Source organism: Streptomyces sp. YS-3 (assembly GCF_045257485.1).
GTDB lineage: Bacteria > Actinomycetota > Actinomycetes > Streptomycetales > Streptomycetaceae > Streptomyces.
In genome coordinates this window covers 23,680-38,075 of sequence record NZ_JBJHPC010000010.1, presented here as the reverse complement: position 1 = coordinate 38,075, position 14,396 = coordinate 23,680, and the positions used below count along the sequence as shown (strand labels likewise).

The 14,396-nt window shown below is 68.5% G+C and carries 12 protein-coding genes and 1 pseudogene; 5 read left to right on the top strand and 8 right to left on the bottom strand.

Annotated elements, in window-relative coordinates; all coding sequences use genetic code 11:
• A pseudogene (locus tag ACJA3G_RS02140) lies at positions 1-384 on the bottom strand (hypothetical protein); the annotation flags it as partial.
• A 227-nt stretch (positions 385-611) separates the two neighbouring features.
• Between ACJA3G_RS02140 and ACJA3G_RS02135 the strand changes: the two are divergent.
• The gene (locus tag ACJA3G_RS02135; protein ID WP_406551115.1) at positions 612-1,193 is read left to right on the top strand and encodes a hypothetical protein; all 582 of its coding nucleotides are present in this window, start codon (positions 612-614) and stop codon (positions 1,191-1,193) included.
• A gap of 140 nt (positions 1,194-1,333) precedes the next feature.
• On the opposite strand, the gene ACJA3G_RS02130 is transcribed toward ACJA3G_RS02135, so the two are convergent.
• Positions 1,334-2,329, bottom strand: coding sequence for a GlxA family transcriptional regulator (locus tag ACJA3G_RS02130; RefSeq protein WP_406551114.1), 996 nt, complete (start codon positions 2,327-2,329; stop codon positions 1,334-1,336).
• A gap of 74 nt (positions 2,330-2,403) precedes the next feature.
• On the opposite strand from ACJA3G_RS02130, the gene ACJA3G_RS02125 reads away from it, so the two are divergent.
• The gene (locus ACJA3G_RS02125) at positions 2,404-2,991 is read left to right on the top strand and encodes a cysteine hydrolase family protein (RefSeq protein WP_406551113.1); all 588 of its coding nucleotides are present in this window, start codon (positions 2,404-2,406) and stop codon (positions 2,989-2,991) included.
• Positions 2,992-3,471: 480 nt separating this feature from the next.
• On the top strand, positions 3,472-4,077 hold the full coding sequence (locus tag ACJA3G_RS02120) for a dihydrofolate reductase family protein (RefSeq protein WP_406551112.1): 606 nt from the start codon (positions 3,472-3,474) through the stop codon (positions 4,075-4,077).
• A gap of 331 nt (positions 4,078-4,408) precedes the next feature.
• Here ACJA3G_RS02120 and ACJA3G_RS02115 read toward each other — a convergent pair whose 3' ends face one another.
• Complete coding sequence (locus ACJA3G_RS02115; protein ID WP_406551111.1) at positions 4,409-4,534, bottom strand: hypothetical protein; 126 nt, start codon at positions 4,532-4,534, stop codon at positions 4,409-4,411.
• Positions 4,535-4,603: 69 nt separating this feature from the next.
• Positions 4,604-5,539 (bottom strand): FAD-dependent oxidoreductase, encoded by a 936-nt coding sequence (locus ACJA3G_RS02110; protein ID WP_406551110.1) that lies wholly within the window; start codon positions 5,537-5,539, stop codon positions 4,604-4,606.
• A gap of 436 nt (positions 5,540-5,975) precedes the next feature.
• On the opposite strand from ACJA3G_RS02110, the gene ACJA3G_RS02105 reads away from it, so the two are divergent.
• Positions 5,976-8,333, top strand: coding sequence for a phospholipase D-like domain-containing protein (locus ACJA3G_RS02105; protein ID WP_406551109.1), 2,358 nt, complete (start codon positions 5,976-5,978; stop codon positions 8,331-8,333).
• Positions 8,334-8,749: 416 nt separating this feature from the next.
• Here the strand turns inward: ACJA3G_RS02105 and ACJA3G_RS02100 are convergent, their stop codons facing one another.
• Positions 8,750-9,325: a Clp protease N-terminal domain-containing protein gene (locus ACJA3G_RS02100; RefSeq protein WP_406551108.1), complete on the bottom strand. Its 576-nt coding sequence runs from the start codon at positions 9,323-9,325 to the stop codon at positions 8,750-8,752.
• On the bottom strand, positions 9,325-9,534 hold the full coding sequence (locus tag ACJA3G_RS02095) for a helix-turn-helix domain-containing protein (protein ID WP_406551107.1): 210 nt from the start codon (positions 9,532-9,534) through the stop codon (positions 9,325-9,327). The genes ACJA3G_RS02100 and ACJA3G_RS02095 overlap by 1 nt, the downstream gene beginning before the upstream one ends.
• A 729-nt stretch (positions 9,535-10,263) precedes the next feature.
• Between ACJA3G_RS02095 and ACJA3G_RS02090 the strand changes: the two genes are divergently transcribed.
• Positions 10,264-10,980 carry a DUF5317 family protein gene (locus ACJA3G_RS02090; RefSeq protein WP_406551106.1) on the top strand — a complete coding sequence of 239 codons (717 nt, stop codon included), beginning with the start codon at positions 10,264-10,266 and terminating at the stop codon, positions 10,978-10,980.
• A gap of 1,091 nt (positions 10,981-12,071) precedes the next feature.
• On the opposite strand, the gene ACJA3G_RS02085 is transcribed toward ACJA3G_RS02090, so the two are convergent.
• Positions 12,072-12,782 (bottom strand): thioesterase II family protein, encoded by a 711-nt coding sequence (locus ACJA3G_RS02085; RefSeq protein ID WP_406551105.1) that lies wholly within the window; start codon positions 12,780-12,782, stop codon positions 12,072-12,074.
• A gap of 316 nt (positions 12,783-13,098) precedes the next feature.
• Positions 13,099-14,142 (bottom strand): GNAT family N-acetyltransferase, encoded by a 1,044-nt coding sequence (locus ACJA3G_RS02080; RefSeq protein WP_406551104.1) that lies wholly within the window; start codon positions 14,140-14,142, stop codon positions 13,099-13,101.
• Positions 14,143-14,396 lie beyond the last annotated feature (254 nt).

Genomic DNA, 14,396 nt, shown 5'->3' with positions numbered 1-14,396 from the left:
AGGGAGGGACCGGTCGCGGACGGTGAGCCCTTGGCGGGCGGTGGCTTCCGCTTCGGGACGGCGGCCCAGGCCGTGAAGGGCCGCGGCTGTGTTGATGTCCACCGCTCCGATGTCGGCGCTGTCCGGCGATGTGGGGTGGCGGACCTCGGCCAATGCCTCGTCGTGGCGGCCCTGCCCGTTCAGGCTGCGCGCCAAAACGCAGTGCAGGACCGCTGCCGTGGGTGCGTCCGCTCGTGGCAGGTTCCTGCGGGCGATGGCCGTGCGGCAGGCGAGTTCGCGGAGACCGAGGCAGGGGCGGCCCGCGCCACGGGTCCCCACGGCGGGGGACCGTGCCAGGGCCCTGCGTTCCGTCACGACCATGGTCCGCGCGGGTGCGCGCACCATGCCCACCGGCCATAAAGACGCACATGGGAGCCGCAGGCAGCCTCGTTCTGAAACGACAGTCAGACCAGTCGGTGCCAGGCTGCTGCCACTCAGCGATCCGCACTAACCGGCAGAGACTATGCCGGTCACCGCTTACAGGACCCGGCGCCCACCTCACCAGCCAGGATCGTGCCTTCTCGTGGCCGAGGCCGGCCCCGTTGTCAGTGCCTCACCGTAGATTCCCCGCCATGGGTATCTACTTGGTCAGTATCTCCGCCGACGACTGGGACGACGACGAAGTCCTCAAGCCCACCGCACAGGCCCTGGCCGCCGAACTGAAGCGCCTCGGGCTTCCGCCGTTCTTGCCGCCCCAGCCCCGGAACTTCGCCCCCGGATCAGGTACCACCTTCGAAGAGAAGCTCAACCGCCCCATGGACAGCTTCAGCTCCCTGTGCCGCACACAGGCCAACGGTCAGGATCACACGGGCGCGCTCCTCGACTGGGAGTTGCTCCTGCCCATCACGCTTCCCCATCCCGTCGAACTGCGCGCGCCATCGCCCCACGACGAAACGACGATCGCGCAATCGGCCCACACCGTGCTTGCCATCGCCCGGACACTTGCCGACCAGCTTGCGCTACCGCCGCAGATTCCCGCGTACTGCGACAACCTCGCCCTCACCAACTGGTTCACCAGCACCGAAGTACAGCGCTCAGCGAAAACACACCCGGGCCCCTGGTACGACGACCTCGACGCTGCCTTCTACACAGCGATGTACCTTCGCGCAGCCGAACACAGTCTGCGCAACGCTTGCCCCCTCTACTACTCCTGACCAGCCCCGAAACCCGGACGACAACTGGGCCCGAGTCGCCGCCGTCGCACGCACGATCCGCGCTGCCACCCGCACCTCGGCGTCGTCACACCGCTACCCGGGCCAGATAGGCCATACCCAGCCCCCTGCCGCCGGCGTCATTACGCTGAACCCGTTCCAGGCGAGGACGGTTGGGCGAAGGAAGCGCGGTAGGCACGCGGACTGGTCCCCAGGCGGGATGCGAAGTGCTGGCGCATGGTGATCTCGCTGCCGAAACCGCACCGGCGGGCGATCTCGGGCATGGGCAGATCGGTACGTTCGAGCAGTTTTTGAGCCGCCGCGACGCGATGGCCCAAGAGCCAGTTCAGCGGCGTAGTCCCCGTCGCCGCCGCGAAGTGCCGGGCGAAGGAGCGCGGCGACATTCCGGAGCGGCCGGCGAGCGCGGCCACGGTCAGCGGTTCGCCGAGGTGAGTCAGGGCGAAGGCGCGTACCTCGGCCAGCACGTCGACGTCACGGTCGACGGCTCGCGTCGGATGTTCGATGAACTGGGCCTGGGTGCCTGTCCGAAAGGGTGCGGTGACCATGGAACGGGCGATGGTCGCGGCGGCCTCCGCCCCGTGAGCGGTGCGCACCAGGTGCAGGCAGAGATCGATGCCCGCGGCGGTGCCGGCGGCCGTCCACAGGTTGCCGTCCTCGACGAACAGGGCGTCGGGTTCGACCTGCACCTGGGGATGTCGGGTCTTCAGCAGATCGGTCAGTGCCCAATGGGTCAGCGCCCGGCGTCCGTCCAGCAGTCCTGCCTGGGCCAGGGTGAACGCGCCGCCGCACAGCGCGGCGATGGTGGTCCCCCGGGCGTGAGCGCGACGCAACGCAGCGAGGACGGGCTCGGGGGCCGGGGTGACATGGTCGTCCAGGCCCGGCACGAGGATCAGCTCGGCGCGGGGCAGCCAGGCGAGCGTGCGGTCCGGCGTGAGCGTGAGGCCGCCCCGTATCGCTACGGGCGCGGGAGTCGCGGCGACCCGGCGCAGTTCGAACGCGGGGACTCCGTAGCCGGTACGGTCCGCGCCCCACACTTCGGTGATCACCGATACGTCGAAGGCCCGGATCCCGGGGAAGGCGAGCAGGGCGATGCGCCGGGCCCGTAGAGGTTGCGTCACCGTGGCAGTAAACCATCGATCGCTGTCTTCCGGTCCTCTGGGACGGGGCCGGCCGGGGCGGCAGGATCGTGGCCATGGAGATCACACAGAACGCGGCACTGGTAGTGGTGGACGTGCAGAAGGGCTTCGACGAGTCGGAGTTCTGGGGCCCCCGCAACAACCCCGCCGCCGACGAGAACATCGCCGCACTGATCGCGGCCTGGCAGCACACGGACCGGCCGGTCGTCTTCGTACGGCACGACTCGTCCACACCCGGCTCTCCCCTGCGGACCGGGTCCGAGGGCAACGACTTCAAGGAGTACGTCCAAGCGCGCCGCGGCAAGGGCGCCGGTCCGGAGCTACTCGTCACCAAGTCCGTGAACTCGGCGTTCTACGGCACCCCAGAGCTCGACAGCTGGCTCAAGGCTGCGGGCGTCACCCAGTTCGTGCTGGTCGGCATTCAAACCAACATGTGCGTGGAGACGACGGCCCGCATGGGCGGCAACCTCGGCTACGACGTGCTGGTCGCCCTCGACGCCACCCACACCTTTGACCTGACCGGTCCGAACGGCTGGCATCTGACGGCCGACGAACTGGCTCGAGCCAGCGCCGTCTCGCTGCACGGCGGCGGCTTCGCCCGGGTGGTGACGACCGGCGAGCTGGTGGCCGCCGTCCGCTCCTGACACCCGTACCCGTAGGAGGGGCCCGGCTGGCGGCTCACTCCGGGAGGGGCCGCACGGATCCCTTTGCGCCGAGGGTTCTGGCGTGCCTGCCTGGTCGATGTATTCCTGTGGGCGGCGCGATGGTCACCGCAGGACTGGTCCCAGGTTCCGCCGTAGCCATGGCCTGGAGTTGCCCGGGCCAGTGCCTCCAGGAGCCACAAGCAGTGGTTCATCCGTCTCAGCGCCGCAATGGTGTGCCGGTCTACTAAGAGAAGCAGTGATTCCGGCAGGGCAGCGCGCAGGCCGGCCCGCGCACGAAACGCCGAGCACAGCCCGCGTCCGCATCATTCGCGCAGGTCACCGGTGTCGCGCAACTGCCAGGGTTCTCCGGTGGACCGCCCCGGGCTGCACCCACGCTCGGGGCTCAGGCCGCATTGCGGACGTCCCGCCGATGAGTTTCGGGCGGTCGTGCGGTCTGCCTGTCGACGAAGGGAGCGCACCATGCGCAAGATTATTGTCTGCACGTTCCTGACCCTGGACGGCGTCATGCAGGCACCGGGTGGTCCGGACGAGGATGCACAGAGCGGCTTCACCTACGGCGGCTGGCAGAAGCCGGTGAGCGACGACGAGGTCGGCGCGGCCATCGGCGGTTGGTACGAGCTCTCCGACGCGATGCTGCTCGGCCGCAAGACGTACGACATCTTCGCGTCGTACTGGCCGACCGCCGATCCCGCCAACCCGTTCACCCAGCGGATGAACACCATGCACAAGTACGTGGCGTCTCGGACCCTGACGTCCGTCGAGTGGCAGAATTCCACCCTGCTGGAGGGCGACGTCGTCGATGCCGTACGTATGCTCAAAGCGTCCGACGGCGGCAACATCAACGTGGTGGGCAGCGGCGACCTCGCCCAGACCCTCATGCGGCACGACCTCGTCGACGAGTACCGGCTGACCATCCACCCAGTGATCATCGGCACTGGCAAGCGGCTGTTCGCCGACGGAGCGATCCCCACGGCATTGGAGCCGGTCAGCGTCTCGACGACGAGCAGTGGCACGGTCATCGGCGTCTACCGGCCGAACGGTAAGCCCACATACGACAGCTACTAGGTGACCCGCGGCCCGGGCCTCCCCCTCGTGGCGGGGAGGCCCGGGGGGCAGCCCGCTGCTGCTCACAAGGGTCCATCGTGAGCCGATGGCCCCACGCCGGGCCTTCGGGCCGCTCCGCTCGCGCGCTCCCCCCGGCCGTGCCCGTACTGCTCACTGTTCGGGAACGACGCCATCGGGCCGGAGACGAAGACGTCGTACGGCATCTCCAGCTCGGGAGGGCCGGGTTCGGTTCGACTCGATGACGTGTTCGTTTCATCCCGTCGTCCCGGTCGCATCAGGAGCATCACGAAGAACGCAAGCGCGAGAAGCGCCACGAAAACGGCCGTGACGATCAGGAATGCACGTTGTTGTCGCTCTTACCCGCGGCCAGCGCGATGATGACGGACGCGGTGGTGCTGAGTGCGGCACCCAGGAAGGTGAGGGGATTGTGGATTCCCTGAGACGCGCGGTCATCCACGTCGGCCCCCCTTGGCCCCCGGCTCCTCTTCCGCAGGGCGTCATTATCCGTCCGCCGCGGAACGCAGTGTCAAGGCGAAGGCGCGAAGCCATTCTCCAGCGAACGGTAGTACGGAATGAGCGCCGCCCGGCCTCCGTCGCCCAGAGCCACCGCAATGCGCTGCATCCGGGCGCCCTTGAGGTCTCCGGCCACCAGGACGCGCGGGTGCTGAGCCTCCGGCGGGCAGTAGCCGTCCGGGCCGATGACCAGGCCGGAAAGCGCGGACGGCTTGCTGCCCAGATTACCGAGCACGACATCGGCACGGGCCGAGCGGCTCGCGCCGTCCGGGTGGTACGCGGTGACGTCGTACCCGCCTCCCGAGCGCTCGGCGATCTCGACCCGGCCGGCCGGCGTGAAGCGGACCCTGCTGTCGTCGGCCACCTCGGCGGTCTTGTAGCTGTCGTGAGCGGTGTGGAGTACGTGGAGGCGGGCGTCCGTGCGCGGGTGGGCGCGCAGCCAGGTGCCCAGGGGTCGGTCGGCGCCCAGAACGACCACCTCTCGCCCTTCGAGCTCTTCGGGGGTGGCGCGCCACAAGGGGGGTACGTTGACGGCCCCGGTCGACTCGATCCAGTCCACGTCCTGGGGGGTCAGTGCCGTGACTCCTGTCGCCGCCACCACGGTTGCCGCCGTGAGCAAGGAGCCGTCCGCCAACACCACTTCGGCCCGGTCACGGTGTCCGGTGACGGCGGTCGCCCTGGCCTGAACGACGGTGAGACGGTTCGCGTCCTGGTGCCTTGCGATGTCCGCCGCGAACGCCGCGGCGAGCTGCGGGCCTGTCAGCCAGGCGCCGGGTACATTCTCCAGTGCGCCGATCGCCGCCACCTTCGAACCGACCGCGACCGCTTCCACCAGCGTGACACGCAGCCGCAGGCTCGCGCCCATCACCGCAGCCGCTACGCCCGCCGGGCCCGCGCCCACCACCAGCAGGTCAACGGGCTCGTTGCCGCTGGGTGCGATGGTGGTCATTCGCGTACACACTCCTTTGTCCGCGCGTCTCCCACGCGCTCCCGCGCTCCCACGCGCCCTGAGCATGACCGTGTCCCGCCGCCCCGGCGCTGGTCATGCGGGGTCAACGACCGGGCGGGCGCGGGCGTTACCTGCCACGTCGTCGAAATCGTACGGCCGCCAACGGGCGGTGCCGTCCGTCCATCGGAACTTCGAGGCCGCCCACCAGGCCCCCTTCTTCGGGTTCGACGGTCCGTTGCCCCCAGGCGCCGGATAGTCTCCCCCGGTCCACTGTGTCCACAGAAGGGGAAGGCGCATGCGGATATCACGAGCGTGGCTCGTGCTCGCGGCCCTCACCACGATGCTCGCTGCCCTCGGTCCGGCGACGGCCTCGGCCCGGTCCACTGCAGAATCCGAGGCGACGGCATCGGTTTCCACGACCGGTACGGCGTCGCCGGTGAGCACAACAGGTGTGGCGTCCCCGGTGGTCACGACGCCGACGGGAACGCTCCAGGCGTTCTTCAGCCGGCCGACGGTCAACTCCTTCGACAACTCGCTCGAAGTGAACACCATCCGCCTCATCGACGCCGCGAAGCCCGGCTCGGACGTGCGGGTCTCCATCTACGCCATCGACCGTCAGCCCGTTGCCGACGCCCTCGTCGCCGCGAAGGAACGCGGCGTGGACGTACGAGTCATCGGGGAACGCTGCCATCAGGGGGCGACCGCCTGGATCTGCCCCGACGCGGACTCCGAGCTGCTGCCCGTCCAGAAAGACCTGGACAACCGTCTCGGTACCGACCGGACGACGTGGTGCCTGAGGGGCTGCATGCGCACCGAAGTCGAGAACCACGACAAGTTCTGGCTGTTCAGCGCCCTCAGTGACGGCCGGACCAACGTGGTCGCCCAGTCCTCGCACAACATGGTCGAGAGCAGCTACGCACTGCACAACGACATGCTCGTCAGCGCCGGCGACACCGCGATCTACAACGCCTACCTCGGGGCGTGGAACCGCATGTGGCAGGTCGAGGCGTCTGGCGGCGACGAAACCTGGACGGACACCAACGGCGGTCACCAGAGCGGACACGGCGGCACCGTCGAGGCGTGGTTCTACCCGCGGGCATCCGCCGAGGACGACATGCTCGCGGCCCGCATCGCCGCGGTCCCGTGCGCTTCAGGCGGGCGCATCCGCATCGCGATGGCCAGTTGGAGAACCGACCGCCCGCTCGTCGAGACGGCGCTGCGCGGACGCGCCCAGAGCGGTTGCCGCATCGAGGCCGTGATCAGCGCGGGAGCCGAGGACGGCGCGAAGTTCCTGCCTCCGCTGGGGGTACCGGTCTACGTCCTGCCGGACGGCGGGTGCGGACGCGACCCGCAAGCCCCGAAGCTGGACGGCAGCCCGGGACGCCAGTGCTCGAACTACCTGCACTCGAAGTACGTACTGCTGGAATGGACGGGAGCCGGCGGCGTACCCGAGCGACACGTCTACACCGGCTCGGCCAACCTCTACGGTCCCACGCTCACCAGCACCGACGAGTCCTCGCTGCACATCGCGAACGCGGCCATCTACGACGCCTACGCGGCGGACTGGCAGATCCTGCGCGACTCCACCGTCAAGTTCCTGCCCGAGCGTTTCCCGGACGCCGCCCTGACCACCGGTGTCAACTCCGACTCCGTCGGTGACCAGCGGGCCCCCGCGGTCGCGGCCCGCAACGGCTGGACGGCGGCCGTCTGGGAGAGCCAGGCAACCCTCGGCACGGGCCACCCGACCCATGTGTGGCTGCGCGTCTTCAAGGACGGCGTCAGCCAGTACGAGACGCGCGTGTCCATGGACACCGAGAACGCCGCTGGCAGCCACCTCGACCCGGACGTCGACATCGACGCGAACGGCAACGCCGTCGTCGTCTGGACCGAGGACGCCGACGGCAACGGCCAGGGCAATATCGCCGTTCGGCGCTACGGTCCTACGGGTCAGCTCCAGGGCACGCGTTGGGCCAACGACGACGACTGGACGGGCGCCCAGATCGAGCCCGCCGTCGCCACCCGTGACGACGGTTCCTTCGTCGTCGCGTGGCAGAACGACCCCAACGGGACCACCGGCGTGCGCCTGCGTGAGTTCGCCTCGATCACGCAGACCGCACAGCCGGCCTCGCTCCGGGTCGGCGCGGCCACCGGCACCAACGGCACCCCGGACGTCGCTCTGGACCCGGCCGGCAATGTCTTCGTCGTGTGGCAGGAGGACGCCGACGCGAACGGCTCCTACAACATCGCCGGCGCCAAGTACGACCGTACCGAGACGGTCCTGGTCTCGTCGCGCACTCTCAATACGAAGGTGGACGGGCAGCAGGAGAGGCCCGTGGTCTCCGTTGACGCCCAGGGCCGCCCGGTCGTCGCCTGGCAGGGCGAGGCCGGCGGGAAGTGGCAGATCAGCGTCGGTGGGTTCAACGCGTCCTTCGGCAGCCGCTTCGCCGAACGCACTGTCGACGGCGGCGCGGGCAGCGAGGCCGGTCAGGTCCAGGGCCGGCCTTCGCTGGCTGCCGCGGCCGACGGATCGTTCCTGGTGGCTTGGAACGACGTCCACGGCGGTGTGTACGGCACCGACATCTACGCCCGCGGCTTCAACGCGGACGGCTCCACCACCGGCCGCTTCCCCGACGCACGACTCTCCCCGCTCGCCTTCGGCGACCAGAACCGCCCGGGTCTCGGGATGCGGCCGGACGGTACGTTCGACCTCTTCTACACCGATGACTTCGACGGCAACGGTTACCACGAGGTCTTCTGGCTGTCCGGCCTGAAGAACACCGGTATGGCGCCCTGACCCACCCGGGGCAATCCCGGCGGGCAGGGCGAGGGCAGCAAACCGTCGCCCTGCCCACGCTGACGGGGCACACCGGCCGGGAACAACGTGGTCAGCGAGCTTGCCCCGGTGATCGAGTGCCGATGGGTCCCCCGTAGCCGTAGCTACAGTCCCACTCCCGAGCCCAGTTCCCGTAGCGCTGCCGGACGAGGGCGTCCACCTGGCTTGCGCACCAGTCCTCGGGCGGGGCTCGGCATTGATCGTCCGCTTCACACGCCGACCTGCTTCACACGCCGACCTGCGGGATGCGGTCCGACACTTTTCTGCGAGCACGAGGTGTCAAGGCGGGGCAGGGGTACGTACCGCCGTAACGGATGCCCGTTGGTCCGGGGCTCTCGTCAGTCGCGGCCTCGGCCCGGCCCGACCCGGCCCGGGCATCAACCTGCCGTGGCCGCGCCTCCGTTGCCCTGACCGAGGACCCGCTGCACCCCGTCGAAGGTCACCCCGCACCCGGCGAGCACATCCCGTACGACACCGGGCCGTGCCGTCAGGGCGAGGAGCAGATGTTCGTCTCCGATGATCTTGTCCTTGCGGGCCAGGGCCACCCGCAGGGACTGCTCAAGGATCGTCTTGGCCTCCTTGGTGAACGGCCGGTGTCCGGACCCCGCCCGGCGCAGCCGCCCCGCCTGTCGGCCGCTGCTCGCCAATGCGCCCTCGCCGTGGGCCTCTTCGACGCGCGACACGATCTCGGTGACATCGATCCCGAGCCCGGCCAGGGCCTCGGCGTCCGCCGCCGAGACCCCGCCGCGCCGCCGCGCCTCGTCGAGCCCGCCCACCACAGCCTCACGCTGTACACCCAGAGCGGCCAGCGCGAACGCCCCCTTGGTGCCCCGCGCGTCGAGCAGCGCGAGCAGCAGATGGCCGGGGTCGACCCGCGCGTCGCCGCGCTGCCCGGCCAGCCCCACCGCACCCTTGACCACGCCCCGGGCGCCGTCCGTCAACCGCTCGAACATCACTGCCTCCCGTATTTCTTGTGCACGGCCTGCCTGCTCACCCCGAGCTCGGCGGCGATCTCCTGCCAGGACCAGCCCTGGTTGCGCGCACTGCGCACCTGCACGGCCTCGAGCTGTTCGAGCAGGCGCCGCAGCGCGGCCACCGCGCGCAGCCCGATCCTGGGGTCACGATCCCCCGCCCGCTCGGCAAGATCCCTTGCGTCGTTCATACTGTCAACCTAGGTTGACAAGGCCTTCCCGTCAACCCAGGTTGACGGGAAGGGGCAGCCTGACAGCTACCGGACCATGCCCCCACTCCTGGCGGCATCCCGCCCATTCCGCTGCACGCGCACCGGCTGGCCCTCGTCTCAGCGGGCTCGTCGCGATGGCAGAAAGGCGTGCAGTCCTTACCGCGCCGAGCGGCGCGCGTGCCGCGCAGCACGCTGACGGTCGGCAGAGGTCGCCGTGTATGCGGCCGGCCTCCAGGGCCAGGCAGAAGAGTTGTCCGCGGACAAGTCCAGTTGTCCGCTTGCGGTTCAGCCGTGACCTGCGTCGCTGCCCGCATCGTGGCGTGGACAACGATGGCTCTGGCGAGAATTGCCCTTGTCCGTCATGCACGGTGGCCCTGCGACGCGTTGACTCGATCACTCAGGCGGTCCGGATGGCAAAGAGAAAGGGACGGCGCGCATTCGGCGGAGCGGGAACTGCGCCCTAGGCAAGAGCCGTTGTGTCTGTCCCTCGAACATCGGCATCGGTGGCCAGTGGCGTGAGGTTCGCATCTCTGCTCGCCAGCGTGCACATGCGGTGAAGAAGGAGAATCCGATGACTGGCCAACTACCCATAGCCCGCGGTCAAGCCGCCCTTACGTATCCCCATGGGAAAGCGGCCGTCAGCACGTGTCTCGCTCTCGCGCGCCGCGCGAGCAACGCACGTACCTCGCGGACACAGCGGACACAACCGTGAGCGGGCAGGCCATGATGCTCTTCGGTTTCCCCGCGATCGTCGGTGTCACGGCAGGCTATGCGAGCGGCGGCCGACTGGGCGGACTGGTCGCCACCCGGCTGCGGGCACTGTGGCTGGTGTGGCTCGCCGGCGCGATGCAGATGGCCGAGTACACCACCAGCCGTATCGACGGCCGACCGGGCCAAGCACTGCGCAGCGTACTGCTGGCCACCGCCTTCGTGACCGTGCTGGGGTGGCTGCTCGTCAACTTGCGGGGGCGCAGCCGTCTGCTGAAGACCGCTGCGTCAACGGCTCTGGCAGGCGGACTGCTCAACGGCATGGCGATCGCGCTCAACGGCCGGATGCCCTACTCGCCCGCAGCCGCTGCCGCCGCCGGCATCCCACCGGGGCAGGAAACGGCCAAGAACATCGCAGCCGCGCACGGGAGTCGGCTGACACTCCTCGGCGATTTCATCCCCGTACCCCCTGTGCATGCGGTAATCAGCATCGGCGACATCCTCATCACGCTGGGAGCGGCCGTGGTTATCGCCACCGCTATGCACCAGCCCACACCACAACACATCAAGGAGGCAAGAAATGACTCAAACCAGCAACGTACGGCGCCTGATGACAGCGCTGTTCACTGTGGCGACCTTCGCCCTACTTCTTTACACCATCGGAGCCCCCGACTGGACCGGCGGCTGAGGCCTCACCCTGAAAGGAGACCGACGTGACCCGAGCAATCAGCGCACAGCGTTTGTTGGCCTCACTGTTCACCGTGGCCACCTTCGTCCTGTTGCTCTACACCATCGGAGCCCCCGATATGACCGGCGGCTGAGGCCGCATTACGAAAGGGAACCCACGTGACCCGAACAACCGGTGTGCGGCAGCTGATGACAGCGCTGTTCACCGTCGCGACCTTCGCCCTACTGCTCTACACCATCGGCGCTCCCGAGTGGACCGGCGGCTGAGGCCTCAACACGAAAGGAAACCGGCATGACCCGAACAACCGGCGTACAGCGCCTCATGACAGCGCTGTTCACCCTGGCCACCTTCGCCCCACTGCTCTACACCATCGGAGCCCCCGACTGGAGCGGCGGCTGAGGCCTCAACACGAAAGGAAACCGACATGACCCGAACGACCGGCGTGCAGCGCCTCATGACAGCGCTGTTCACCCTGGCCACATTCGCCCTGCTGCTCTACACCATCGGAGGCCCTGACTTCGGCGGCGGCTGATCTCTATGGCTGGGCGAGCCGCGGCCTGACATCGCCCGGCGCCACGGCCGGTGACAACACCACCGACGAAGTCGCGCGCTCACGGAGGAGGTCGAACCACGACCAGCACCGTGACCATCGCCAGCGCCCTCACCGCCGACCAGCACCACCGTCTGCTGAACCGCCCGCGACGTGCCCGTCGCCCAGGGCAACACACGCATCTTTGAGGAAGGCGGGCACGCCGGCCGGTTCTGGATCACCAGGACCGGCACCATCACGCTCGACATCCATGTTCCCGGCCGGCCGCCCGGTGCCCGCGGCCGTCGACCCACAGAGGGATGGAGACGACCTCGTATGGCGCGTACGTGTGGACGACCATGCCCGGGGGCGGGGCGGGTCCAGCGTCACGCGTGTTCGGAGAGCCCCGGCCGGCGCTCGGGGGAAGCACCGACCGGCCGGGGAACCGCGCCGCCGTGGGGGGGGTCCGGCGGCACGGGGCCAGGGAGCGACGGCACAGGGAGGTCCCGGACGCGTACCGAGAATTGATGAAGGGTCACATCACAGCTGGCCGGATCTGTCACGTTGAATGGGGAGCCTCCCTTTTGCCGCTCAGCCCCGGCCCGCCCGCACACCCAGGGCGGCGCGGAGCGTGGCGAGCACCTCCTCCTGCCTCGGAACCAGATAAAAGTGGTCTCCGGCGAACCTCACCGCCCGGAACCCGGCCTGCGTGGCCCCCGACCATCCGGCCATCTCCGCATCGGTTACGTAAGGGTCGTCAACTGCGTTGAGCGCCAGAACCGGTGTCACTGCGAGTGGTTCCCCCAATGGCGCGTAGGCCTCAAGCAGGGTGAAATCTGCACGGATATAGGGCAGTACCAGTTCGCGCAGCTCCAGATCCTTTAGGACCAGAGCATCGGTGCCTCCCATCTTGATCAGTTCTTCAGCGAGGGTCGCGTCGTCCAGCCCTGCCATAGATGGTCTGCTGTCGGCGCCCTGCGGCGAACGGCACGCCGAGGCGAACAGATGAACGGGTGCCTGACCGATCTCCTCAAGATGACGAGCCGCCTCGTAGGCGACCAGAGCGCCCAGGCTGTGACCGAACAGAGCCGTCGGGCGCTCGTCCAGCATGGCGATCGCTTCGCCGACTTCGCGGCCGAGTTGCTCCAGATCCTCGGGAAATGGGTCTCCGAAACGATCGCCCCGACCCGGATACTGGACACCGACCACCTCGACGTCGGGTCCCATGGTCCAGGAGCGGAAGGCCGCAGCTGAGCCGCCCGCGTGCGCGAAACAGACGAGCCGCACCTGGGCACCGGGCATGGGCCGGGGGCAGCGGAGCCAGAGCTCGGACGAGGTCCGCGGAGCGCGACGAACTCTCAACTCCCCACCATCTCTTCCATCTCCGAGTGAACCACTCGGCCTCTCGCGAGGACAGCGGTGACGGCGAGGAACGCATCGTTCTTCTCCGCAGGACAGAGGCTGATACGTACTCCCCCACCGCTGAACGGGCGGACGCTGACCCCCGACCCGTGACAGGCGGTGGCGAATTCCAGGGACTCTTCGGCGCGTCGCAGCCTCAGGAATTCTTCCCCGCTTCGGCGGACCGACCTCCCCTGACTGATCACTGGTGAGGTTTTCACAAGCAGAGGCTCCACTGAACGGTGCACCAGTCCGGATGGTAGGCCGCGGGCATAAGCCCTTCGAGCCGCCATCCGCTCCCTTGCATGAAAGCAGTGGTCGCAGGCGACGCCGGAAGATGCGTATAGAGCTTCCGGCCCAGGGTTCCGAAGAGTCGGGGGATCTCCTCGAGCATGAAGCTGAAGGCTTCGGGAGACTTCGCGCACAGCGGCATGAGCTTCACCGGGTCGCCCTTCTTGGGGCCGGCGGCGACGGTTCCCTGGATCGCCCCGGCCGAGTCGACCGCCACATGAATGATCTTGTATTTCTGATTGAGATCCCTGTCGAACCGACGGCGGTGGCCATCGAACAGCGCCCGGACCCAGTCGTCGTCCACGCCCTGGAAGGCGCTGGGCATTGAATCCAGGATGAGATCGCGCACCACGGCCGCGTCGCCGTCCTCGAACAGGCGCATGTGCAGGTCACGCGGTGACTCGCCGTCTGCCGCGATGAGCCCGCGGTAGAGAATCAGCTCGGTCATGCCGGGCTTGTACTGGCTCGGCGACTCCCCGGCGAGCCTGAACCCATGGCGTGTGAAGAATGTGATGGCCGGTGTGTTCTCCGCGGCGACCGTGCAGTAGAGCTGCCGAGCGCCCTGCTCCCAGGCGAAAGCCAGAGCGGTGCGGAGGAGTACGCTCCCGAAACCGGCGCGCCGGCGATGGCTCGGAACCAGGATCAGCGGGCTGATCTTGACAGTCCCCTGCCGTTTGACGGCGAGGTGCAGGACGCCCACTCGCTGCGCTTGCGGCGAGCCGTCCGACCAGAGAACGAAGGTTCGCTGCGCCACTGAGAAATGGCCGTAGCTGTCAGTTCCCGCGGCGAGATGAGCGTCGAGGACCCTGTCCGCGTGCGCCTCGTGATCTCCGTCGTAGAAGGGGTCGAGACTGGACGCGAAGATGCTTCTCAAGAATTCCCGGTCGTCTTCGGTCGCGAGCGCTACGACGGGACCCGATGGCCATCGTGAGGCTTTATCGCTGAACTTACTATCTGTGAGGATTGACATCAGACATCAGCCTTTGTCTGGTCGGGTTAGGTGAGGCGCATTTAGGTGATCTTCGGAACGCGTGAGCAGCGCGTCAGGCGGGTCATTCGCCAGGCCGGGCCATGAGGTGACGGCGCCCGCCGAACCAGGCCACAAGTTCGGCCAGGGACCCGGCCACCACGGGAGCAGCGCACGGGTAGGAAGCGCTGACGGGAGGGAGCGAACTACCGACATGCGCTGCTGCCGACAGCCTTACTACGACCGAGTGGCACCAG

Bases quoted from the DNA above. Each gene is read 5' to 3' on its own strand.
- ACJA3G_RS02135 (WP_406551115.1), top strand. From the start codon at position 612: ATGGGTATCTACTTGGTCAGTATCTCCGCCGACGACTGGGACGACGAC.
- ACJA3G_RS02125 (WP_406551113.1), top strand. From the start codon at position 2,404: ATGGAGATCACACAGAACGCGGCACTGGTAGTGGTGGACGTGCAGAAG.
- ACJA3G_RS02120 (WP_406551112.1), top strand. From the start codon at position 3,472: ATGCGCAAGATTATTGTCTGCACGTTCCTGACCCTGGACGGCGTCATG.
- ACJA3G_RS02110 (WP_406551110.1), bottom strand. From the start codon at position 5,539: ATGACCACCATCGCACCCAGCGGCAACGAGCCCGTTGACCTGCTGGTG.
- ACJA3G_RS02100 (WP_406551108.1), bottom strand. From the start codon at position 9,325: ATGTTCGAGCGGTTGACGGACGGCGCCCGGGGCGTGGTCAAGGGTGCG.
- ACJA3G_RS02095 (WP_406551107.1), bottom strand. From the start codon at position 9,534: ATGAACGACGCAAGGGATCTTGCCGAGCGGGCGGGGGATCGTGACCCC.
- ACJA3G_RS02085 (WP_406551105.1), bottom strand. From the start codon at position 12,782: ATGCCCGGTGCCCAGGTGCGGCTCGTCTGTTTCGCGCACGCGGGCGGC.
- ACJA3G_RS02080 (WP_406551104.1), bottom strand. From the start codon at position 14,142: ATGTCAATCCTCACAGATAGTAAGTTCAGCGATAAAGCCTCACGATGG.